A 22947-nucleotide genomic window follows, 5' to 3' on the forward strand; every position below is an offset into this window, starting at 1 on the left:
ACCCCTCAGAGGAGGCGAACGGTGTTCGAAGGGCGCACCAGGCTGCGCGGTCTCATCAACGGCCTGGCCCGGGCCCGCGGTGCGGGTGCCACGCCGTTGCTCGTGATCGAGGGTTGCGGTGGTTCCGGCAAGACCGCGCTGCTGAACCAGGCCCTCCTCGAGTGGAAGGACAGGACTCCGTCGGTGCTCGTGAAGCCGAAGGAGTTGGGGGACGACGAGCAGGGCAGCGCGGTGCGGCCGGTGCTCGCCGCGGCGTTGCTGGGGCTGAGCGTCGAGGTTCCCGGCTATCCCCTGTCGTTCGAACGCGTGCTGCTCGCGCAGATCGCCATCCGGATGCAGACCGGTGAGGACCTCAACCCGGAGGAGGCGCTCGTCGAGCTCAACCGCCAGACGAACAACTACCGCGCGCCGAACCTGCGCGAGCTCGTCCGCGACCTGGCCAACACGGCCGGCTCTCTGATCAGCCTGCCGATCGACCCCGCCCCGGTCGTGAACCGGGTCGCCGACTACCTGGGTGGCATGCTGGAGGGGTCGCGCCGAACGTCCAACTTCCGATGGAGCAAGGCGGCGCTCGACTGGTTCGGGCACCAGGACCAGGGACTCAAGCTCAACGCGGACCGCGCCCGGCTCCGGTTGAGCTCGCAGGCGCGCAGCAAGGACCCCGACGTGCGGCGCGACGTCGACGACCTGCTGGTCGCGGCGCTGCTCGCCGATCTGCGGCACAGCCTCGCGCCGGTCGGCGCCCGTGAGCACAACGTCCTGCTGCTGCTCGACGACGGTGACACCGAGGTGGCCACGTCGTTCACCGCGGCGCTGCTGAGGGTGCGGCGTGTGGTCGCGGACACCGCGCGTGGCGGTGATCCCGCACCGCCCGACCCGCTGCTCGTCGTGACGACTAGCGGTGGCCTGCTGGCGGAAGAGCTCGCCGACGAAGGGCTGCCGGGCGCCAAGGTGCTCACCGAGTCCGAAGTGGACGACTCGCTCACCGGGCTGTGGGCCCGGATCCGCTCGGAGAGCTTGACGAGCAGGGACGTCGTGCAGCTCGCCAAGGGCCACTTCTGGCCGGACGACCTGGCGGCGAGCACGGTCGGCAAGGTCGTCCACCGGTTGAGCCGAGGTCATCCGAGATCCGTCGACACGTTGCTGCGCAAGCTCCACGACGAACCGAGCCTTGCTCGCGATCCGGCCAAGCTGTTGCGCAACACGGAGAACGCGCTGCTCGAACCGTTCGTGCGCGGGTTCTCCGCCGGTGAGAGCGCGAACCGGCACCACGTGCAGGCCCTGATCACGCTGTCCGCGGCGCTCACCAAGCTCGAAGCCCAGACGCTCGCGGACCTGCTGCCCGACCCGGTCGGTCTCGACTCGCCGCTCTACTCGTCCTCAACGCTGTGGACCCCGCCCGAGTCGCCTCAGGGGCAGCTGCCCGAACTCGTGCGCTACCTCGGTCTGCGGCTGCTGTCCGCCCGCACCGATGACCACGAGGCGTCATGGCACGAGGTGATCGGCAAGTTGCGCGACCACGCGGGCGGTGAAGGGCCGCGGCTGCGGCACACGCTGCTGCTCGGCGACCGCGCCGAGGTCGCAGAGGAACTGCTGGAGTCGTTGTCGGACATGGCAACCGCGGACTGGCTCGTGCTCTTCGACCTGGTGACCTCGGACGTCAACCCGCGCGAACGGGAACCGGAGTCGATCGGCGCGGCCAGGCGTGGCAGCGACGAGGCGCACGCGTTCCGGCTGCTCGGCGTCGTCCCCGCGTTCGACCACGACCCGTGCGTCACCGATCCGGACATCCTGCAGAACCTCGCCGCCCACGCGGCACAGGGCCTGCGACAGCTCTCCAATCGCGCGCAGGACCCGGCGCTGCTGCTCAGGCGGGCGCAACGCTACGAGCGGTACGGGAGGAACTACCGATGAGCCCCCAGTCCCGTTACTACCCGCCCGGGATCTGGCCGAGGAAGCGTGCCGACCGACACCCCGCGAAGTGGACGGACTGGCTGCGCGTGGTCGCCGTGCTGGCCGTCGCCGTGCTCGTGGCCGGGCTGGTCACCGGCGGCCCGTGGCTGTGGAAGCGGTTGTCCTGCAAGGACGGCTGGCTGCCGAGCGCGGACATCTGGTCGGCGGGAGGCGAGTGCGTCGGGCTCAGCGCCGGACCCTACGCCTTCGACCTGGACGCGTTCGCGAACGTGCTCAAGGTGATCGAGAAGCAGAACGCGTCCGCCGCGGACGTCTGCGACCCGAAAGGCACGCCGGTCACCGTCGGCGTGCTGATGACCATGACCGACCAGTACGCGGGTGCGCGCGCCGTGCACGAGCTGGAAGGCATGGCTGCCGGCCAGGCCCGCGCGAACAGCACCGGCTGCCTGCACCCGATGCGGCTGCTGGTCGGCCAGCTCGGCGCGTACGGGCCGGAGCAGGAGGCTGCCGAGGTCGCGCGCAGGCTCGCCGGCCACCCCGAGGTCGTCGCCGTGGCCGGGCTCGGGCTGAGCCACCAGCGTTCCGCCGAGATCGCCGACCTGCTGGCTGCGGAGAAGATCCCGATGGTCGCGGATCTGATCACGGCGGAAGGCTTCGACCAGAGCGGTTCCACGGCACAGGAGACGGACTACAGCGGCTGCGCGCCCGACTCGACGTACCAGAACGGCGTCGGCCGTGACCACTACTACCGCGTGGCGTTCCGCGGCTCCGAGCAGATCAGTGCCCTGGGAGCGGCGCTGCCAGTCCGGCTGGACTTCATCATGGTGCCGACCGGTGGCACCGACCCGTACACCTGCACCGCGTTGCCGTTGATGCACAAGCAGTTCGGCGGCAACATCACCGAGGTCATGTTCGACCCGGACGAGGCGAGCACGGTGTCCCAGACCGCCCAACGGGTCTGCAACGTCCCCCAGGACGTGACCGTCGGCTACATCGCCCGAGGCCGCGACCTAGCGCGGTTCCTGCACAGCCTCGACGAGGAGTTCACCAAGGGCCACTGCTCGGCCAAGTCGATCACGGTGCTGAGCACGTCGGACGGGCAGCGTGTGCGGGCGGCCGAGCTGGACCCGACGCTCGAGGACATGCGGGTGAAGGCGCTCTCCTCGCCGGCGTTCACCTCCGGCAAGCTGCGCCTGGTGTCCACCTTGGTCGGTGGCGCGGACAAGCAGGGACCTGGCAACACCGGTTTCGCCGACTTCGAACGGATCTTCACCAAGATCGGTTTCGACCTCGCGCACACCGACGCCGGCTGGGCGGTCAACGGCTACGACGCGATGTCCGTGGTCGAGGAAGCGATCAACAAGCTGCCGGTGACGAAGCAGGTCCAGCGCAGCCAGGTGAACACGCAGATCAGTTTCTTCTCCTCACCGGAGACTGCCGTGCAGGGCGCCGGCGGGCCGATCGTGTTCGACAACGACGGCAACCGGGTCGGCCACGCACCACCGGTGGTGCGGGTCTGCCCGTTGCCGCCGTCGCAGGACGGGACGCCCGGCCGGGTCCGCAGCGTGGCGCTCGAACCCGGCCGGTCGTCCCCGTCCTGCTAGAACTGGGTCCAGTCGAGCACCGGCGCCGCGAAGTCACGGATGGACGCCAGCAGACCGAGCCGCGCCGACTTCACCTTCTCGTCCTCGGCCATCACCAGGACCTCGTCGACGACGGTGTTGATCGGCGCGGTCAGGCCCTCGGCAGCTCGACCCGCTTGCGCGACACGCGGATACCCCGACGCCGCAGCACCTGGTGAACCCGCGGACCTCCGTAGGTGCCGCCGGAGGCGGTGTGGATGTCGGTGATCTCGGCGGCGATCGCCTCGTCCTCACGCTCACGGCGGGACGGGCCGGCCTGTCGGGCCACCCAGCCGTGGTAGGTGGAGGAGGCGACACCGAGGACCCGGAGGACGAACTCGACCCCGAAGCGGCCGCGAAGCTGCTCGACGAGCTTCACGACCGTCGCCGGGTCGGGTCGAGTTCCGCCGCGAAAGACGCGGACGCGGCCTTCAGGATCTCGTTGGCCGCTTGAGTTCCGCGTTCTCCTTGCGGAGCCGGCGCAGCTCCTCCGACTCGGTGGTCGTGGGCCGGTCGTCCCGCTCGCCCCGGTCGGCCTCGTCCTGCCGGATCCAGTTTCGCAACGCCTCGTGATGCACGCCCAGCTGCTCGGCCAGGCGCCGAATCACCGGCTTGGGATCCGACTCCCGGTACAGCCGGACCGCACGGGCCCTCAGCTCGTCGGGGCACTTCTTCGGTGGTGCCACGGACGACTCCCTTCAGGCCCTATCGGACCATGTCTGGAAAGACTCCGGGCTACCGGGGGAAGCTCACGCCACCGGCACGTTGACGGCGGCGGGGACAATTGGCCACACGCAGACCGTGGGTCACCGAAGCCGGGCACGGATGAACGCGCTGCGGATGCCCACGCGGCTCAGCTCGACGCCGGCCGTCGCGCTGCCGATGGCCGCGAGGGCCGCGGTGAGCTCGGCAGGCGGGCGAACGATGTCGTACGTCTCGACCACGTCGGTAGCTTCCTGAGGTCCGAGCTGATCGAAACCATCGGAGAGTGTCGATGAGAGTTCGATCAAGGCGCAGTCCGGCGAACCTGCCCTCGCGATGTCTTGTGGACAGGCGGCCGAACAGAGCATTGAAGGTTGGTTGGCTATCCACCACCATGAAAGATGGTTGAACCTTCAATATTGCTGAGGTGAGCGGATGCGGCATTTCCGGGTGAGATCAAGGTTGGCCACGATCGCGGTACTCGCCGGCCTGGCAGGAACGGCCCTCTCGTCGACGAACGCCGCGGCCCAACGCGACACCGCCCCGGTCGCGCCGGAACTCGCTGCCCTGGTCGAGGGCACGGACAGGGGTGAGCCGGTACAGGCACTGTTGATGTTGCCCAACGCCACCGGGTACGGCGGCGGCTACGACACCGTGATCGACACGCTGCGCGAGCACGCGGAAGACAGCCAGCGCGAGGTCATGCGCCGCCTCGAGGCCCGCGACGACATCACCGTGCTCAACCGCCTGTGGCTCACCAACATGCTCGTCGTCGAGTTACCAGCCAAGACCGAAGCCCTCCACGCGCTCGCCGAACTCCCAGGGGTCAGCCACCTGCTCCCCAACTTCGAGTTGACCCTGCCGGACGTGAAGGAGTCCCCGGACGTCAGGGCGCAGAGCCACACCTGGGGTGTGGACAAGATCGAGGCCGCGCGGGCCTGGCAGGACCTCGACGTCACCGGCACCAACGCGAAGGTCGCGGTGCTGGACACGGGCGTGGCGATCAACCACCCGGACCTGGCCGGCAAGATGGCCACCACCGACCACCGCGACCCCAAACACCCCGGCGGCTGGGCGGAGTTCGACGCCTCCGGGCGACGGGTTGACTCCCTGCCCCGGGACTCGGCGGTGCACGGCACGCACGTGACCGGCACCGTGGTCGGCGGCGACACCTCCGGCACCGCGATCGGCGTCGCGCCCGACGCGGAGTACATGCACGGCATGGTCATCCCCTACGGGCGCGGTACGTTCGCGCAGATCGCGGCCGGTATGCAATGGGCCGTGGCGCCGACCGACATCAACGGCCAACCAGCGGGCTCACCTCCCGATGTGGTGTCGATGTCGTTGGGCGCCAACGGGTTCCTCAGCGAGATGATCGCGCCGACGCAGGCCATACGGGCCGCGGGCATCGTCCCGGTCATCGCGATCGGGAACAACTGCGGCACGGCAGGCACCGCCAGTCCCGGAAACGTCCGCGAGACGATCGCCGTCGGTGCCACGGACTCGTCGGACAACGTGGCCTCGTTCTCCTGCGGCGGCGTGGTTCGCAAGGACCAGTGGGCCGAACCGCCCGCCGAATGGCCGGAGGAGTGGGTCAAGCCCGACATCTCCGCGCCCGGGGTCGACGTGCACTCGGCCCACCCGGGCGGCGGTTACAGCACGCTCTCCGGCACCTCGATGGCCACCCCGCACACCGCGGGTACGGCCGCGCTGATGCGCTCCGCCGCGCCGGACCTGTCTGTCGACGACCTGTTCACCGCGCTCGCCGACACGTCGTTCTGGGACGACCGCAACTCGCCGGACCGGCCGGACACCCGGTTCGGGCACGGCCGGATCAACGCCTACGAGGCCACCGCGCGGGTCGCGGTGCGCTCCGGGATCACCGGGATGATCACCGGGGGAGCGTCAGGTGACCCGGTCGCCGGCGCGACGGTCGTCGTCTCGCCGGGCAAACGCACGGTGACCACGGACGCGAACGGCACGTTCAGCACCCGGCTCGAACCGGGCGCGTACGAGCTGGTCGTGTCCGTCTTCGGTTTCGAGGACGCCACGGTGTCCGACGTGGTTGTCGCGAAGGACTCCTTCACACCGGTGGCCGTCCCGCTCCGGAGCGTCCCGAGTGGACAGTTGACCGGCACGGTGGTATTCGACGAGTCCGGCGACAGCGTGCCCGGGGCGACCATCAGCGTCCTCGACGTGCCCAGGAACATCGCCGCGACCACCGGCGCGGACGGGCGGTACACGATGCCACTCGTTCCGGTGGGCACCTACTCCGTCGAGGTCAGCCACCCGTCCTTCACGGCGCCGGCCCCGAGCCAGGTCACCGTCACGGCGGACGCGGCGACCACGGCGAACTTCACCCTGACCAGGAGGCCGCCGTCGGTGGCCGTCGTGTCCAGCCCCGAGTCGTACGCCCAGGAGTACGTGGACCGCGTGTTCACACCCGCCGGCATCCCGGCGACCGCCTACTCCCACAGCGAACTCGAGCAGGCCGCGCGTCACCCGGTCGTGCTGATCGGTTACAACACCAGCAGTGGCAACTACGACCCGGCCCGGGTCCAGGCCATGCTGGACACCACCGACGCGAGCGGCGCCGGTGTGCTCTTCGTCGACCACGCCACCGGTTCCCTCAACGGGCTGAGGCTGCTGTCCAGGCACACCGGTCAGCCCGAGGCAACCTGGTCAACGGCGGGCTGGACCGACGGGGAGGACCTCCGCTACGAGGTCACCGAGGAGCACCCGATCTTCGGTGATCGGAAGGTCGGCGACCACGTGATGCTGGCCCCGGTCGACTCGGACCTCCCGAAGTGGGCCGCCTGGTTCGCCGGCTACGAAGGCGAAGGCAGGCGGATCATCGGCGCGTTGGGCCGCAACAGCGGTGTCGTCGGCGGCGGCGTGGCCATCGACCAGCGCGCCAACAACCGACATGTGCTCCTGTCCATGCACGGGGCCGACCCCGGTGCCTGGACGGCCGACGCGAAGGAGATCTTCCACAACGCGATCGCGTGGGTCGCACCCGAACCGCCGGTGAACGCGCCGAACTTCGCCTCCTACGACCTGACCGTCAGCCAGGACACCGTCCAGGTCGGCGAGCCGGTTTCCGTGGCGGTGCGGGTGAAGAACGTCGGCAGTTCAGCAGGCACCTACGACGCCGAGTTGAAGGTCGGCGGCTCGACGTTCGCGGTCACCCCGGTGACCCTGGCCGCAGGCGCGTCGACCACGGTGAGCTGGACGATCACCCCCGATGCCGTCGGCACGTACCTGATCTCCGTCGAGCACCTCGCGACCTCGTTCCGGGTCCGGACACCGGTCGTCACCGGGGTGCGGTGAACGACCCACGCGCTCCCAGGTCCGCCGAGGCTCGCCGGCCGGCCACCTGCTGAGCACGGAAACCGCCGGCAACGGGGCTTCCGCACCGGCGGTTTCCCGGTGAGCTGTTCCTGACTGTCGCACCCGAGCCCGGCGTCTCCCGGTTCCGGAGACGCCGGGCTCGGGTGCGCACGGGGGCTGTGCGACGTGCTCGCCCGTCGGTTCGGTGGCCGGCGTCGTCGTGCCCATGTACTCGTAGACGGTTCCGTCGCTCAAGCAGTAGGCCTTGTCGGTGTTCCCCCGCTTCTCCGCACCAAGCAGGAGGACGCGCCCGGTTGATCGGTTCAGTTGGTCAAGGAGCCCGCGTCTCGGTGAGCCGATCGCCGCGTCGCGACCGCCGGGGCGACCGCAGCGATCACCGACCTTCCGCCGCACAGCGCCACCGCCTCACCCAGCAGCTCGGCCGCCGCCCAGGGATCGCCGGCCCGGAGCCGGTAGCCTCCACCTGGGTCCGGTGGCGTCATTCGACAACCTGCTGATGGACTCGCCTTCGGCATCAACGCCGGCCCGCACAACTGGACCTCCTTCAAGGAGTTCCACGTCAACTTCCAACCCGACCACAACGCCAACACCATCCTGATAAAGCCCGAGTTCTTCAACGAGGTCAACGACGGCGCCCGCGTCACGCTCACCTTCCACTTCTGGAGCGGGACGCAGATCGCCTACCACGTCACCAAGACCGGTAGCACGGTCACCGGCACCACCAGCTGACCACGAGCGACGGGTGCCGCCACCCTCCCGGTGGCGGCACCGTCCCGAGCGGGTGGCCGGCCGCCGTTCACGACCGTGGACCTGGACCCGGAGCGGTTGGGCACGACGGCGGCGCGGTGCCTGTTCGACGCGCTGGACGGGCGTCGGCCGTCCGGGGTGATCCGGCAGCCGTGCCGGCGGGTCGTGCGTGAGTCAACCTCGGCGATCAGGCGTGCGTGAACCGGGTTCATCGGGTTCGAGGAAGACGGCGACGCCGTCCAGGACTCGGTGCAGGCCGAAGTCGAACCAGCCCTCGATGTCGGCGGAGGTCGGCGGGCCGGCGGCGGCCAGCTCGGTGAGCCAGGGGTAGCGGTTGGCACCGACCACGCCCGCGAGTCGGCCGAGCCGGGCATGCCACCAGGTGCCCGAGCTGACGCCGGTGTCGCGGGCCGCTTCGAACTCGGCCACCGCCATCAGGGCCGTGCCCTGCACGTACCCGCTCACCAGCAGGTACACCGGAAGCGCGGTGCGGTGGTCGAGGGCGAGGGCGGCGAGGAACCGGTCCACGGTTTCCAGGAGCGAGCGGCCCAGTGGCGGGCGGGTGGTGGCGAGGGCGGTCAGCGACCACGGGTGTCGCTGGTAGAGCGCCCATTCTTCGCGGGCCTCGTGCTCGAGCAGGGCGCGCCACCCGGTCGCGTGAGGCCGGGGTGGGCGGTGTTCGGCAAGGACGGTGTCGACCATGGCCGTGACGAGGTCGTCCTTGCTGGACACGTGTTGGTACAAGGACATCGTGGAGGTTCCGAGCCGGGCGGCGACGAGTCGCATCGAGACGGTGGCGAGTCCTTCGGCGTCGGCGAGTCGGATGGCGGTGCGGACCACCAGGTCGCGGTCGAGCGGCACTCCGCCCATCTTGTCCACAAAGGACCGCCTGGTGCGCGCGCCGTCCTTGCGTGCGCGGTACGCACGCGCCTGGCAGGCCCTGCCGCAGTACCGCCGGGGTCGGCCTCGGGCGGCTTGCGCGAACTCGGCGCCGCACTGCGCGCAACGCACGGCCGACCTCCTTTTCGTCACACTCCGGTTGTGTGACGTATACTCTCAAACAGGCGTATGTGTTCGGCAACACTGTTCCGGTGTACAGCGTACGAAGAATCGCCGATGTCGATGAGCTGGACCGGATCGCCCCCGCTTACGCGACAGCGTGCGCGGACGAGGCCGTGACCGCGTGGGCGATGGCCGGTCACGACTTCACTGATCTGTTCCGCGAGTGGCTGGCCCACGCGTTGACCGAGCAGGAGGTAGTGGTCGCCGAACGTGATGGGGTCGTCGTCGGAGTGTCCACGTGGATGGCGTTGGAGTCCGCCGAGCCCTTGCGGCAGCAGGCGGAGGCATTGGCGGAACAGGCCAGGGCAAACCCGGCGTTGCGGCGGATGGCCGCGGCGGTCGCGCTCCCCCACCCCGATGTGCCGCACCTGTACCTGGCGTCGATGGCGGTGGTCCCGGAGAGCCGGGGGCAAGGCGCGGGCACCGCCATCCTGCGCCACCGCCTCACCCGCGCCGACACCGAACGCCAACCGGTGTACCTGGAAGCGAGCACACCGCTCAGCGCCGCGCTCTACGCCCGGCACGGCTTCACCCCGTCGGGAGCCCCGTTCGCCCTCCCCGACGACGGCCCACTCCTGCACCCACTCTGGCGCCACCCCGCACTAACCCGCGTGTCCCACGTTCAGAACACCTGAGTTCAACGCTCAGGCGCACGCGAAGTGGCCCGGGAGCCACTTCGACTCCGGGTCACGGTGAAGCGCTGTCAGACGGCGGCGGGCCGCAGGCGCAACAGCCCCGCCTCCTCGTGGTCGATCGTTTCCGTGGAAGGAAAACGACCCTGCTCAGGCGGGGCTGTCGCGCTACTCCCCAAGATCAACCCTTTAGCGCTGCAGTGAGCCCTTTCCAAACCTCATGGTGTGGGCCCGTGGCCGTGGTGGAGACATGACGAAGCTCCTGGTAGATGACTTCTCGACCAAGAGCAAGGCCATCGCCAGGAGCTTCGAGTGCTTGTCCACCCATCCGCGATCGACCTGTCCGGTTCACACCTTCAGTTCCTGGCGCGGGAACTGACCACTCACCGGCGCCGGATCGGCAGCTTGTGGCGCAGGCTCGATCCCGGACGCCAGGCCCTGCTGGGTGCTGGCGCATCTGCGCTGCGGCGACACCTACAGCCGCCTGGCTGCGGGGTTCGGCGTCGGTCTGGCCACCGTCTGCCGCTACATCCACGAAGCGGTCGAACTCCTGGCCGCACTGGCACCGGACCTGGCCGACGCGCTGAAAACCGCCATGCGCAAGGCCTACGTCATCCTCGACGGCACCCTGTTACTCATCGACCGCGTCGCCGCCGGCCGACCCTTCTACTCGGGAAGACACAAACGCCACGGCATGAACGTCCAAGTCCTGGCCGATCCGGCCGGGCGACTGCTGTGGACCTCGCCCGCGCTGCCCGGCTCAGCCCACGACCTGACCGCGGCCCGCACCCATGGCATCGTCGACGCTCTGACCGTGGCCGGCATCGACTGCTGGGCCGACAAGGCCTACCGAGGCACGGGCGGTCCGATCCGCGTTCCCTACCGAGGCAGGTGGCACACACTCTCGCCAGGCCAACAGACGGTCAACCGCTCCCACGCCCGCATCCGAGCCTTGGGCGAACGCGCCGTCTCGATCCGCAAAGCCTGGCGGTTACTGCGTAGGCTCCGCTGCTCCACCACCCGCATCACCGACCTGACCCGAGCAGTCCTCGCACTCCACCTCGCTGCAGGATGAGGTTGGAAAGGGCTCACTGTCCTGTGCGGGGCTGTTGGTGGCAATGCGGCGGCAGGCATCGAGCCACTGGCGCACCTCGTGGTCGCCGAGGCCGCACGCGCGGGTGATGCCTCGACGAACCGTTCCCGGGGCAACGTCGCGCGGCCGAGGGCAGTGGCGATCGTGCCGGCCGGAAGGGTATGCACTGGTGCGGAACCTGGGCCGACCACTTCTGGCGCTGATCCACACCGACATCCCGAGCCCGAGTCATGGCTGGAGCGCCGACCGGCTGATCCTGCTGGACGTCGGCCCGCAGGTGGGCAGAGGGATCCAAGATTCTCCCCAGATCCGCTCGAGACTGTCCGGTCATGGTGGGCCCGGTTGTTCCGACTAGCGAGGGGTCTCTTAACGTCTATCCCGATCGCATCTGGCTTATGCTCAGTGCCCTCACACAAGACCATCCGACCTGCCGGTTTAAGGTTTACCCAGTTTTCCCAGAGCTGACGACTTAAATGTCACACGTCGAAATTCTTTCGACAATGGAGTGCTTTGAATGAAAGCGAAACTCGTCCGACCCCTCGTAATCTTGGCGGCATTGTCCGCCGTCGCAACCCTATCCGGCGTCTCCAGCGTCTGCCGACCTGAGCCATTTCAACACGAAGGCGGCTGACGGGGGGAATGTCGCCTACTGTTTCACCTCGAGCGTCACCTCCTACATCCGCGACAACATGGCCAGTGCGATGAGCTACGCGGATGGCAGGCTCTCAGCCCTCCCCGCAATCAGCTTCCATTCGTCGTGCGACGTGGCGGTCGGCGACGGCACGCCACGTACCGACGTCGCCTGGTTCGACGCCTGGCGCGACGGCGTGTATGGCGAGGCCTTCTGCAAGTACCAGTGGCCGAATGACGGTTCGGGCAACGTGGGCGAGTGCGACCAGAATCATGTGTACCTGGTCGGCGAGGTGATCAGGCGGGACGCCCCCAACGACGAGCACGGCTACTCCTCTGTCGCCTGCCACGAACTCGGGCACACCCTAGGGTTCAAAGGCATCAGAACCCGCCACCCGACAACCAACTGGACTGCATGGCAGGCGGGGATATTGGCACGACTCGGGCCACCGATGTCACGTACAGCAACCACAACACGGCGGACTTCAACCAGTACTACGACTGAGGAGGAACAATGCGTTCAGTGCTTGCACGAGCGTTGAGTGCCGTCGTGGCCCTCGTGTGTGCCGCCTCGGTGGCCGGCTGTGGTGCCGAAAACGCGGCTGGCTTGGGTCCGCAAGTGATGCGGTTCAAGGACTACTCCTACACGCCGCAGGGTACGCCGGAGTCACTGGCGGCCCAGGATTACATCAAAATCACCGCTGTCGGCACGGTTGAGGACTTCGTAGAAGGCGTCACCTACCTCGGGGAACCGGGCAACACTCCGTACCCGCGGGTCTACCTCGTGGTGAAGGTTGACAGGATACTGAAGGGAGCCAATGAGAACGGCGTGCTCGACGATGGGCGGCTGTTCGTCGACCTGGACCGGGGTCCCATCAGCGCGGCGGACGGGAGGACACCGCTCATCTCGATGGCGGACTTCCGGAAAGCGGCACCGGTCGGCACGCGAGTCGCCCTCTTCCTGACCGACCCGCCGGAGGTCCCAGGAAAGGTGGGGGTGGTCGAGGCCAGTTCGGCACCACGGGTGCGGACGCTCAGCCCACACCCGCAGGGCCTGATCTTCGAAGGTGGCGGCGGCCTCGTGTCGGGGCTCGTCGAGTCCGATGAGCTGCCTGCGGACTGGCGCGACATCCGCACGGTGGACGAGCTGGCCACGAGAATGACCGCGTGACAAGCGACCCCGGTGCCCTGGCGAGCCAGGGCACCGGGACAGGGGCGGCGACGGCCAGGATTGAACGCGCACGGTGAATCGCTGCTGGTCAGGGCCTTGAGCTGATCGATCGACCACCACGCTTGAAGGACCGGAGATGCAGAGGGCGATGGGACACACGACAAGGAGGAGAGATGGTGAGAACTGTTCTGAAGCGGGTGCTGACGATGTTGACGGTCACCACCGCGGTGGTGATGCTCTCGGTGAGCCCGGCCTCGGCCGCTTACGACGACAGCTTCGAGGTATGGACGCTGGACGGCTGTGGTTCGGTCGAGTTCGTCGACTACGGCGAAGGCGCGCCCGGCGGCGGCGGCAACGACGATTACGCGATCGTGCACGATTACTGCTCCGACGGGCATGGGGTCCTGGCTTACGCCTGGGTCGACATCTATGCCCTGGGCACCAAGTACAACGGCAACGGACTGGCGGGTGCGCCCGTGATCTGGGATCCGTACGCCGTCCGCAGCAACGTGTTCGCCGGCGAGACGATCAGGCTCAGGGTCTGCCTGGTCGACGGCGCGTCCGACCCGACCCCGTTCCGCTGCGACGAGGACGAGAGCGTCAGCGTGGACGGCTGAGCACGCCCTACCGGTGAGACGTGGCCGCGACGGAGCCGGGTCTGGGGCGGATCTGGCCAGAATCGAACTTCGCTGCTGGTCAGTGCCTTGATATCGGGTCCTTCAAGCGTGGTGGTCGATCGATCAGCTCAAGGCCCTGACCAGCAGCGATTCACCGTGCGCGTTCAATCCTCACACCTTCGGCACCAAGCTGCTGCGCAACGTAGTCGACATCGTCATCGTCGCCGACCTCATGGGACACGCGACATTGCACACCACGCGCTCGTACACCAAGTCCTCGGAAGCTGACCGCGCCCGTGCCATCGAGGACGCGCTGATCAGCGACGAATAGCCCCGCAGCGAGCGGGGCGAGGCGGTCAGAAGTCGACCTCGCCCTCCTCCACGGTGGCCGGATCGCACAGCGGCCGCAGCCCCTGCGCGGGCTGGGACGGGGTGATCGAGTACCGGCCCAGGACGTCGACGTGCTTGTCCTTCAACGGCGAAAGCCGGGCCTTGTCCGCCTCGTCGATCACGTGCCCCTCGGCCTCCAGCCGGGTCACCGCGGCATCCAGGTTCCGGGTCGTCCACAGCACCACCGCGTTGAGCACTAGGCCCAGCGCGGCCAGCTGGTCCTCCTGGCCCTCGCGGTATTCCTGCATGATCTGACCACGCCGGCCGTGGCAGATCGCCCGCGCCAGCCGGTGCCGCGACTCCTGCACCGTCAGCTGCCGGATCATCCGCCGCCGGTAGGTGTCGTCGACCGGGTCGCACAGCGCGACCAGGTGCATTGTTTTGTCGATGCGCCCGTACTCGGCGAACGCCTGCCCCAGCGGCGACATGCGGCCCTCCCGGCCGAACACGCGCATCAGGTCGTAGGCGCGGACCTGGTTGGTGATCAGCGACCCGGCCACCCGCAGCATGTCCGGCCAGTGCGTGATCACCTTGTCCAGGTTGACCTTGTAGCGGGCGATCGCGTTCAGCGGCCCGTAGTCCGCTGGCTTCCGGTCGGGCTCGCCGGGCATCTCCGCCCGCCAGAACCGCTGGTCCGCGAGGTCCCGCAGGCGCGGGGAGAACCGGTAGCCCAGCATCTTGAACAGCCCGAACACCATGTCGGAGTACGAAGCGTGGTCGGTGGCGACCATCTCCGGGCGCACCCCGCCGTCGAGGTTGAGCAGGGTGTCCAGATGAACAGGCTGTCGCGCGGGGTGCCCGGCACCACCATCGCCCCGATCCCCGACACTGGTCATTGACCGCGTTGAGCCAGGTCGGGGGTGGTCCGTTCGTGCAGCGTGCCGGCGCGGTGATGCTGGAGTCTTCCCCGCGCGAGCGGGGGTCCTTCGAGGGTCTGAGGTCTGAGCTGACCGAGGGGGTCTTCCCCGCGCAAGCGGGGGGTCCCTCGCCCGAAAAGCTGGCGTCGACCGCAGCGTCGTCTTCCCCGCGCGAGCGGGGCGTTCGAGTCGAACGTCAAGAGCACTAAGGACTCCGCCGGCGAGTGCGTGGTCAGCCCCCGCACTTACGCCACACGCTGGGCGACCATGCTCTCGACCAATGGCATGAAAGCCGGCGACTGGCTGATCATCCAGTTCGGCATCAACGACGGCGACCGCAACTGTCCCCGCCACGTCGGCACTACCCGCTACCGCGAACTACTCGCCACCATGACCCGCGAAGCCAGAGCACGCGGCGTCAAACCCGTCTACGTCACACCCGTCTCGGCCATCCGCTGCTCCGGTTCGACCGCGGTGGCCACCCGTGGGTTCCTGAACGAGACCATCGCCCAAGGCCAAGCCGATCAGGTGCCGGTCATCGACCTCCACAAGCGCAGCATCGCCCTGTACAACACACTCCGCCTGTGCCCAACAACGGCGACTACACCCAAGGCGCCGTCGGTGCCTTCTTCTGCAACGACCACACACACTTCGAAGCCGCCGGCGCCACCCGCATCGCCGAGACGGTCGCCAAAGCACTACGCGAACAAGGCATCGGCCTCGCCTCCTCCTGCGCTAGTCAGGAGTTGCCAGCCGCCCCGGACACAGCCGACAGCTCATCCGAGTGTCCGCAGACTCGTGAAAACGTTTACTCCAGACAGTCCGAGACTGGGCAGGGCCAGGTGGATGTCAACATCCAGCAGTCACAGGGGTTACGACTGGAAGGGCTGTTGACAGAGACCGTCGATCCTCTAAGCTGACCTTCACGCGTGTAACCGTTTTAACCGCCGGCCCTGCCCCCGGCTCTGGTCGGGCCACGGGCCCGGGATCCGGCGGTGCGCGCGAACAGATCCTGCTCGCAAGGAGGCGAAGCGTGACTCTGTTGGAAGAATCGATGCCCGGGTCGTCCTCACCGGGCCTGGGTTTCGCCTAGGCGGCCGTTTCGGTCGGCAGGCTCTGCGCTTCGGTCGGCTCCGCCGCAGGTCGTCCGAGTCCCCACCCGTTCCCCGTCCTCGGGAGTGCTCATGATGCCCGTCCACCGGCGCGGTGCGGGCCGGCGAGCCCTGTCGCTCGTCGCCGCGCTCATCGTCGCGTTGTCCGTGACCGCGGTGGGCCGCGACCACGCGGACGCCGCGCCCGGTCCTTCGTTCACCAATCCCGTCGTGCCCACGCCCAACAGTGCCGACCCGACGTTGGTGCAGTACAACGGCCAGTACTACTACGTGGCGACCACGTGGACCTCCGACATCCTGATGCGGCGGTCCTCCACCATCGCCGGGCTGCGCAGTGCGCCGGAGCAGCGGGTTTTCCGCGCCTCGCAGAACGAGGGCTGCTGCACGATGTGGGCGCCGCACCTGGAGCAGATCGACAACCGCTGGTACATCTACTACTCGGTCGAACCGCGGGCCGGGTACGGGTCGCGCCGCACGCACGTGCTGGAGAGTGCTGCGAACGACCCAGCAGGCCCGTACACCTACCGTGGCGTGCTCAACCTGATGCCAAACAACGGTTGGGCGATCGACGGCGCGGTGCTCAAGCTCAACGGCGCCCTGTACTTCCACTACTCGGCGTTCCACGCCGACGGGCTACAGTCGATCTACATCGCACCGATGAGCAGCCCGACCTCGGTCTCCGCCCACGGCACCCGCATCTCGGCCCCGACGCTGGCCTGGGAGCGGCAGGGCCAGCCGGTCAACGAGGGGTCGTTCGCACTTCAGCGGGACGGTCGCACGTTCCTGACCTACTCGGCCAGCTACTGCGGCACGGCCGACTACAAGCTGGGCATGCTGGAGTACCGCGGCGGCGACCCGCTCGCGGCGTCGTCCTGGTCGAAGTTCGCCAACCCGATCTTCCACCGCAACAACGCCGCCGGCGTCTACGGTCCCGGCCACCACTCGTTCTTCACCTCGCCGGACGGCACCGAGATCTGGATCGCCTACCACGCCAATTCTTCCGCGTCCCAGGGGTGCGGCACCACCCGCACGACCCGCGTGCAGAAGATCTCGTGGCACGCCGACGGCACACCGAACCTTGGTGTGCCCGTCTCCACCGCCACGGTCCTCGCGGGCCCTTCCGGTGAGGCAGGCGGGTCCGGCACCCGCGTGCGCATCCGCAACGAGCACAGCAACCTCTGCCTGGACGACTACAACTTCGTCACCACGCCGGGTGCGGAGGTGCGGCAGTGGACGTGCAACGGGGAGGCGGTGCAGGACTGGACCCTCACGCCGACCGACAGCGGCTATTATCGGATCACGAACGGCCACAGTGGTCTGTGTCTGGACAACAAGGACGGGGCCACCGCGGCAGGCTCGGCCGTGCAGCAGTGGACGTGCAACAGCTCGGCCGTGCAGCAGTGGCGGATGACCACCACCAGCGGCACCACCACCCTGGTCAACCGGCACAGCAACCTCTGCCTCGACAACTATGCCTGGGGCATCACCCCCGGATCAGAGGTCCGACAGTGGACCTGCACCGGCGCGGCCAACCAGCGGTGGGTGGTCGGCTGACCGCCGCACCCAGGGGCCACCCGGCCGGGTGGTGGACAACCGCGCAGCCCTCGTCGGCCACGCAGTGGAGCTGCGCGGCCGATAAGGGCTGCTCCGGATAGTCGGTACTGAACGAGCAGGCGTGGCGATTTCGCCTATGCCACAAGGAGTTCCGGGATCGCCTGGGTTCGCGGGCGGTCCCGGCGGACGTGCTGCGGTCTCGGCCAGGGTCTTCTGTGCACGTTCACAGCGACTGTGCTGCCAGGCCCTTGAAACGATCTCTTCCATAGGTTTTCATCTGGGTGGACAAGTTGTGCACGTTCACAGTCCTCCGCCGCGCCACTTGCTCACACTCGATCAAAGGAGATCGAATGACCGCGTACGGCACCGGCCGCACCACGGACGACAAGGCCAACCTCCCTGCCGGTATCTCGCGGCGCAGCGTGCTGCTCGGCGCCGCCGCCGGCGCGGGCGCGCTCGCGTTGGGTGCGGACGCCTTGGCGCCGACAGCGGAGGCCGCGACGTTCGTCAAGGGCGCGGACATCAGCTGGATGCCGCAGATGGAGGCGAACGGCTACTACTGGAACAACAAGTCCGGCCAGCGGCAGGACCTGTTCACCATCCTCAAGGGCTACAGCATCACCGCGATCAGCCTGCGGACCTGGGTCAACCCCTCCAGCAGCCCGGCGAACGGGCATTGCAGCATCGAGGAGACCGCGCGGATGGCCGCGCGCTGCCGGGACGCGGGCCTCCAGGTCCTGCTCGGCTTCCACTTCGGCGACACCTGGAACTCCGTCGGCGTGCAGAACCCGCCCGCCGCGTGGAGGAACATGAACTACAGCCAGATGCGTGACGCGCTGCGCAGCTACGTCGACCGCTCGCTGAACATCATGAAGTCCGCCGGCGTCACACCGGGCTGGGTGAAGATCGGCAACGAGCAGAACAGCGGCATCTGCAAGCCGGTCGGCAGCATCAGCAGCCCGGCCCAGATGACCGGACTGCTCAACGGCGCGTACGACGTGTCCAAACAGGTCTTCCCGACCACTCCGGTGATGGTGCACCTCGCCCAGCCGCAGAAGATGGACAGCATCCAGAACTTCTTCAACGCCTACCGCGGCAACGGCGGCCGGTGGGACATCACCGGGCTGTCCTCGTACGCACAGGGCAGCAACGTCGCCCCCGTGCTGAACAACATGCGGACCATCCAATCCAACTACGGCAAGCCCGTGATGCACGTCGAGTACGGCGGCCCGCGGGACAAGGCCAACCAGGTGCGCGACGGGCTGCGGCAGTTCATCACCGGTCAGAAGAGTTTCGGCGGCCTCGGCACGTTCTTCTGGGAGCCCGAGGGCTACTCGCCGTTCACCGGCTACGGCAGCACCGCGTGGGATCCGGGCACCCGCAGGCCGACCGCCGCCATGGACGGCTTCCTCAATGTCTGACACCGGTCGCCGACGTCACCAGGCATCCAAGGAGACCCCCATGCACGTCACAACGCGGTGGCGAGCCCTCCACGTCGTCACCGCCTCCGCAGTCCTCGCCCTGAGCGCCGCAATCGTGCCCGGCACGGCCGCAGCGGCCGGGAACACGTACTACGTCGCACCCAACGGCAACGACAGCGCCGCGGGGACCCAGGCCGCCCCCTGGGCGTCCATCGCCCGCGCGCAGTCCGTGGCCACGGCGGGTGACACGGTCTACTTCCGGGGCGGTACCTACGCCTACACCCGGGCGAACTCGACCTGTTCCAGTCGGACCGCCCGGGTGGACGCGATCACCCTGAACAAGAGCGGCACGTCGGGCAACCCGATCCGCTACTGGGCCTATCCCGGTGAGAAGCCGGTCTTCACCTTCTCGGCCATGCGGGACGACTGCCGGATCAAAGGCCTCAACGTCACCGGCAACTACCTCCACCTCAAAGGGCTGGAAGTCACCGGCGTGCCGCAGAACAACAACCTCAACGCCGAGTCCTGGGGGATCTGGATCTCCGGCAGCAACAACACCTTCGAGCTGGTCAACACCCACCACCACATGGGAACCGGCCTGTTCATCAACGGTGGCGGAGGCAACCTCGTCCTCAACACGGATTCGCACGACAACTACGACCTGCGCAGCTCGGACGGGCCCGGTGAGAACGCCGACGGGTTCGGTTCGCACTACACGCCCGCCGGTCGGCCCGCGAACGTGTTCCGGGGTTCCCGCGCGTGGTGGAACGCCGATGACGGTTACGACCTCATCTCCACCTACTCGCCCGTGACCATCGAGAACTCGTGGGCCTGGCGCAACGGGTACGTGCCGGGGACGACGACGCCTTCCGGCAACGGAGCCGGCTTCAAGGTGGGTGGCTTCGGCGCCGAGTACGACACCGGCGCGGTGAAGCACACCGTCCGCTTCTCGGTGGCGTTCCTCAACAAGTCGCAGGGTTTCTACTCCAACCACCACCCGGTGGCCAACGACTACTTCAACAACACCGGCTTCGGCAACCACCCCAACTTCGACATGCGGGGAATCAACTCGAGCGGCGCGTCCGTCGGCCGGGGCAACCTGCGCAACAACATCGCCTACAACGGCACCGCGACGGCGAACATGACCGGCACGACCGCCTCGTACAACACCTGGAACCTGGGTCTGCCCCTGTCGGACGCGCAGTTCCAGAGCGTGTCGACGTCCGGTTGGGACGCTCCGCGCCAGGCCGACGGCAGCCTGCCCGTGCTGCCCAACCTCCGCCTCGCCGCGAACAGCACCCTGATCGACAAGGGCACCAACGTCGGCCTGCCCTACCAGGGGTCGGCGCCGGACCTGGGCGCCTTCGAGCAGTCCGGCGGCGGGCCGCCGCCATCGCGATATGAAGCGGAGACCGCTCCGGCGGTGTGCCAGGGCACGATCGACTCGAACCAGGCCGGCTTCTCCGGCACCGGGTTCTGCAACGGCACCGCGGCCGTCGGGGCTTATGCCCAGTTCACCGTCAACACGGCGACGGCCGGCCCGGCAACGCTCGGCATCCGCTTCGCCAACGGCAGCAGCAGCGGCACCGCGCGACCCGCGAACCTCGTCGTCAACGGGTCGACGGTCGCCACGGTCACGTTCGAGGCCACCGGCAGCTGGACCGCCTGGTCCACCAAGACCCTCACCGCCTCCCTCAACGCCGGCAGCAACACCATCCGGCTGGAACCGACCGCGGCGGACGGCCTGCCCAACATCGATTACCTCACCCTGTGAAAGGCACCAAGATGACCAGAACATCGCGCACGCCCTTGAAACGGCGCGTACTGACCGCAGCCGTACTGCTGTTCGCGTCGGTGCTGACACCGCAGTCGGTGGCGGCCGGGGCGCCCTCCGGCGCCGAAGCCGCCCCGGTCCCACCGGCTGCCCAGGACACTCCTGGCATCGAGGACGCCGCGGACGATCCCCACGGTCTCAAGAAGACGGTCGCCGACTACCGGACACGCATCCCGACCAAGTACACCACCGACTCCTGGAAGCCCTTCGCCAAGGCGCTGACCACGGCGGACGACGTCGCGAAGAACCCCTCGGTGAGCGCAGCGGAGGCCGCCGCGGCGAAGACGGCCCTGGTCACCGCCGCCGGGGACCTGGAGGCCGCGGACGAGGGCACGTTCCAGACCATCACCAACAACACGTTCTGGAACGACACCAGCGGCAACCCGATCTACTCGCAGGGCGGCGGGGTCTTCAAGTTCGGCGACACGTACTACTGGTACGGCGTGCACTACCGCGGCGCGGAGAGCTACCGGGCCAACCCGACGCGCAAGTACGACGGCGAAGTCTCGTTCGTGTCGATCCCGGTGTACTCGTCCAGGGACCTGGTGAACTGGAAGTTCGAGAACCGGGTCGCGACGCGCTCGACCGCGATCCACAACGGCAACACCATGGCTTCGACGGGGTGGGTCGGGCGGCTCGGGGTTGCGTACAACGAGAACACCGGCAAGTACGTGCTCGCCACCCAGGCATACGTCGGAGGCGCGCACGGGGTGCTGCTCCTCCAGGGCAACACCCCCACCAGCAACTTCACCTACGGCTACTTCCAGGGCCAGGTCGTCAACTCGCCGACGACCGGCACCGGCGACCAGACCGTGTTCACCGACGAGGACGGCAAGGACTACCTGATCTTCTCCAACCGCGAAGGACGTTCCCGCGGCTTCGTCAGCAAGTTCCGCGAGTCCGACTCGCTGCGGATCGAGCCAGGCGTGGAGATCCGCCGCGGCGACGGCCGCGAGGGCAACGCCATGTTCAAGCTCGACGGCAAGTACTACCACGCCGCCTCGGACCTGCACGGCTGGAACACCTCGGTCAACTACGTCAATGAGTCGACCAGCAGCAATATCCAGGGTTCCTACTCGAGTGAGTTCGTTCTTCCCGGCACCGAGATGGACTACAGCCACGTGACCCAGACCGGGTTCTTCGTCACCGTGAAGGGGACCAAGCAGAACACGGTGATCTACGCGGGCGACCGCTGGGCCGACTTCGCCTGGAACGGCATCGGCTACAACCAGTGGGTGCCGATCACCAAGACCGGCGCACGGCCCCAGTTCCACTCGGTCAGCCAGTGGCAGTTCAACGTCACGACCGGCGAGTGGCGCGTCGGGCCGGCGAACAACTACATCCTCAACCCCGACATCCAAGCCGACCGCATCATCGTCTCCAGTGTACGGGGATGGCGAAACCTCGGCGGTTCGGTGACCAACGTCAACGGTGGCGTGAACGGGTCTCGCTTCGCCCTCCAGGTGAGCAACAGCGGCGGCGTCGAGCAGCGGATCGGATCGGTGCCCGCAGGCACCTACACCCTGTCGTCGCACGCTCGGGGCAGTGCCGGACAGATCGTGATCACCGGCGCTGACGGCAGCCAACGCACCCTCGGCATCCCGTCGTCGAGCGGCTGGGCCAAGCGCGAGCTCACCGGCATCGCGCTACCCAGCGGAGCCGCCACCGTCACCGTGCGGGCGTTGGGTTCGGGCGGCGTCATCGTCGACCAACTCTCGCTCGTCAGGACCGACGGTGTGCCGCCGACGGGTCGGCGTTACGAAGCGGAGACGGCGCCGGCCGTGTGCCAGGGCACGATCGACTCGAACCAGGCCGGCTTCTCCGGCACCGGGTTCTGCAACGGCACCGCGGCCGTCGGGGCTTATGCCCAGTTCACGGTCGACGCGGCGCAGGCGGGCGCGGCGGCGCTGTCGGTCCGGTTCGCCAACGGCAGCAGCAGCGGTGTTGCGCGACCCGTGAACGTCGTCGTCAACGGGTCCACGGTCGGCACGGTCTCGTTCGAGGCCACCGGCGCGTGGACGACCTGGTCCACCAAGTCCCTCACCGCCGCGCTGAACGCGGGCAGCAACACCATCCGCCTCGAACCCACGACGGCCGACGGCCTGCCCAACGTCGACTACCTCGACGTCGGAGTGACCGGCTGACCATCCACCGAGCATCGGCGCGTACATCCGGTCACCCCGGATGTACGCGCCGGTGGCGTGCAACGAGCCGATTGCTTCCCCGCTGAACTTTCCG

At 68.2% G+C, this 22947-nt stretch carries 19 protein-coding genes and 2 pseudogenes; 16 read left to right on the plus strand and 5 right to left on the minus strand.

Annotated features, from left to right (window positions below):
• The first annotated feature begins 21 nt into the window (after positions 1 to 21).
• Positions 22 to 1914 carry a hypothetical protein gene (locus OQ02_RS24005; protein ID WP_033440828.1) on the plus strand — a complete coding sequence of 631 codons (1893 nt, stop codon included), beginning with the start codon at positions 22 to 24 and terminating at the stop codon, positions 1912 to 1914.
• A complete protein-coding gene (locus tag OQ02_RS24010; RefSeq protein ID WP_033440829.1) occupies positions 1911 to 3518 on the plus strand; it encodes an ABC transporter substrate-binding protein in 1608 nt (535 codons plus the stop codon). The genes OQ02_RS24005 and OQ02_RS24010 overlap by 4 nt, the downstream gene beginning before the upstream one ends.
• Positions 3519 to 3648: 130 nt before the next feature.
• Here the strand turns inward: OQ02_RS24010 and OQ02_RS44975 are convergent, their stop codons facing one another.
• From OQ02_RS44975 to OQ02_RS45990, 3 genes are all read right to left on the minus strand, one after another.
• Complete coding sequence (locus tag OQ02_RS44975; protein WP_033440830.1) at positions 3649 to 3915, minus strand: IS3 family transposase; 267 nt, start codon at positions 3913 to 3915, stop codon at positions 3649 to 3651.
• A gap of 52 nt (positions 3916 to 3967) precedes the next feature.
• Positions 3968 to 4222: a transposase gene (locus tag OQ02_RS40200; RefSeq protein ID WP_081915896.1), complete on the minus strand. Its 255-nt coding sequence runs from the start codon at positions 4220 to 4222 to the stop codon at positions 3968 to 3970.
• 120 nt (positions 4223 to 4342) lie between these two features.
• Positions 4343 to 4546 carry a hypothetical protein gene (locus tag OQ02_RS45990; protein ID WP_231500193.1) on the minus strand — a complete coding sequence of 68 codons (204 nt, stop codon included), beginning with the start codon at positions 4544 to 4546 and terminating at the stop codon, positions 4343 to 4345.
• Between the two features lie 127 nt (positions 4547 to 4673).
• On the opposite strand from OQ02_RS45990, the gene OQ02_RS41220 reads away from it, so the two are divergent.
• The 3 genes from OQ02_RS41220 (at position 4674) to OQ02_RS24030 (ending at position 8537) form a co-directional block, all read left to right on the plus strand.
• Positions 4674 to 7568 (plus strand): S8 family serine peptidase, encoded by a 2895-nt coding sequence (locus OQ02_RS41220; protein ID WP_081915897.1) that lies wholly within the window; start codon positions 4674 to 4676, stop codon positions 7566 to 7568.
• A 534-nt stretch (positions 7569 to 8102) separates the two neighbouring features.
• Positions 8103 to 8318 (plus strand): hypothetical protein, encoded by a 216-nt coding sequence (locus OQ02_RS44980; protein ID WP_231500213.1) that lies wholly within the window; start codon positions 8103 to 8105, stop codon positions 8316 to 8318.
• 30 nt (positions 8319 to 8348) lie between these two features.
• A complete protein-coding gene (locus tag OQ02_RS24030; protein ID WP_033440831.1) occupies positions 8349 to 8537 on the plus strand; it encodes a substrate-binding domain-containing protein in 189 nt (62 codons plus the stop codon).
• Here the strand turns inward: OQ02_RS24030 and OQ02_RS24035 are convergent.
• Positions 8511 to 9347 carry a TetR/AcrR family transcriptional regulator gene (locus OQ02_RS24035; RefSeq protein WP_081915898.1) on the minus strand — a complete coding sequence of 279 codons (837 nt, stop codon included), beginning with the start codon at positions 9345 to 9347 and terminating at the stop codon, positions 8511 to 8513. The two genes, OQ02_RS24030 and OQ02_RS24035, sit on opposite strands and share 27 nt — an antisense overlap.
• A gap of 80 nt (positions 9348 to 9427) precedes the next feature.
• Here OQ02_RS24035 and OQ02_RS24040 point away from each other — a divergent pair, with 80 nt between their 5' ends.
• The 6 genes and pseudogenes from OQ02_RS24040 to OQ02_RS47225 all read left to right on the plus strand — a co-directional run bounded on the left by OQ02_RS24040 (position 9428) and on the right by OQ02_RS47225 (position 13872).
• The gene (locus tag OQ02_RS24040) at positions 9428 to 10033 is read left to right on the plus strand and encodes a GNAT family N-acetyltransferase (RefSeq protein WP_033440930.1); all 606 of its coding nucleotides are present in this window, start codon (positions 9428 to 9430) and stop codon (positions 10031 to 10033) included.
• A gap of 309 nt (positions 10034 to 10342) precedes the next feature.
• Positions 10343 to 11105 (plus strand): annotated as a pseudogene (locus OQ02_RS40205) (transposase family protein).
• Positions 11106 to 11812: 707 nt separating this feature from the next.
• Complete coding sequence (locus OQ02_RS44005; RefSeq protein WP_197043462.1) at positions 11813 to 12295, plus strand: hypothetical protein; 483 nt, start codon at positions 11813 to 11815, stop codon at positions 12293 to 12295.
• A 77-nt stretch (positions 12296 to 12372) separates the two neighbouring features.
• The gene (locus OQ02_RS24050; RefSeq protein WP_033440832.1) at positions 12373 to 12924 is read left to right on the plus strand and encodes a hypothetical protein; all 552 of its coding nucleotides are present in this window, start codon (positions 12373 to 12375) and stop codon (positions 12922 to 12924) included.
• Between the two features lie 173 nt (positions 12925 to 13097).
• A complete protein-coding gene (locus tag OQ02_RS24055) occupies positions 13098 to 13541 on the plus strand; it encodes a hypothetical protein (RefSeq protein ID WP_156077262.1) in 444 nt (147 codons plus the stop codon).
• A gap of 136 nt (positions 13542 to 13677) precedes the next feature.
• Positions 13678 to 13872, plus strand: a complete 195-nt coding sequence (locus tag OQ02_RS47225; protein ID WP_442973675.1) for a tyrosine-type recombinase/integrase — start codon at positions 13678 to 13680, stop codon at positions 13870 to 13872.
• Positions 13873 to 13897: 25 nt separating this feature from the next.
• Here OQ02_RS47225 and OQ02_RS24060 read toward each other — a convergent pair.
• Positions 13898 to 14786: pseudogene (locus OQ02_RS24060) on the minus strand (Tn3 family transposase); the annotation flags it as partial.
• Between the two features lie 586 nt (positions 14787 to 15372).
• On the opposite strand from OQ02_RS24060, the gene OQ02_RS45995 reads away from it, so the two are divergent.
• From OQ02_RS45995 to OQ02_RS24080, 5 genes are all read left to right on the plus strand, one after another.
• Positions 15373 to 15708, plus strand: a complete 336-nt coding sequence (locus tag OQ02_RS45995) for a hypothetical protein (RefSeq protein WP_231500194.1) — start codon at positions 15373 to 15375, stop codon at positions 15706 to 15708.
• A 264-nt stretch (positions 15709 to 15972) separates the two neighbouring features.
• Positions 15973 to 17454: a family 43 glycosylhydrolase gene (locus tag OQ02_RS24065; RefSeq protein ID WP_156077263.1), complete on the plus strand. Its 1482-nt coding sequence runs from the start codon at positions 15973 to 15975 to the stop codon at positions 17452 to 17454.
• Between the two features lie 350 nt (positions 17455 to 17804).
• Positions 17805 to 18875 carry a glycosyl hydrolase 53 family protein gene (locus OQ02_RS24070; protein ID WP_033440835.1) on the plus strand — a complete coding sequence of 357 codons (1071 nt, stop codon included), beginning with the start codon at positions 17805 to 17807 and terminating at the stop codon, positions 18873 to 18875.
• Positions 18876 to 18915: 40 nt separating this feature from the next.
• Complete coding sequence (locus OQ02_RS24075) at positions 18916 to 20649, plus strand: right-handed parallel beta-helix repeat-containing protein (RefSeq protein WP_197043464.1); 1734 nt, start codon at positions 18916 to 18918, stop codon at positions 20647 to 20649.
• Positions 20650 to 20660: 11 nt separating this feature from the next.
• A complete protein-coding gene (locus OQ02_RS24080; protein WP_231500195.1) occupies positions 20661 to 22853 on the plus strand; it encodes a family 43 glycosylhydrolase in 2193 nt (730 codons plus the stop codon).
• Positions 22854 to 22947 lie beyond the last annotated feature (94 nt).

Origin of the sequence: Saccharothrix sp. NRRL B-16314, assembly GCF_000716595.1 — a bacterium.
Classification (GTDB): Bacteria; Actinomycetota; Actinomycetes; order Mycobacteriales; family Pseudonocardiaceae; genus Actinosynnema.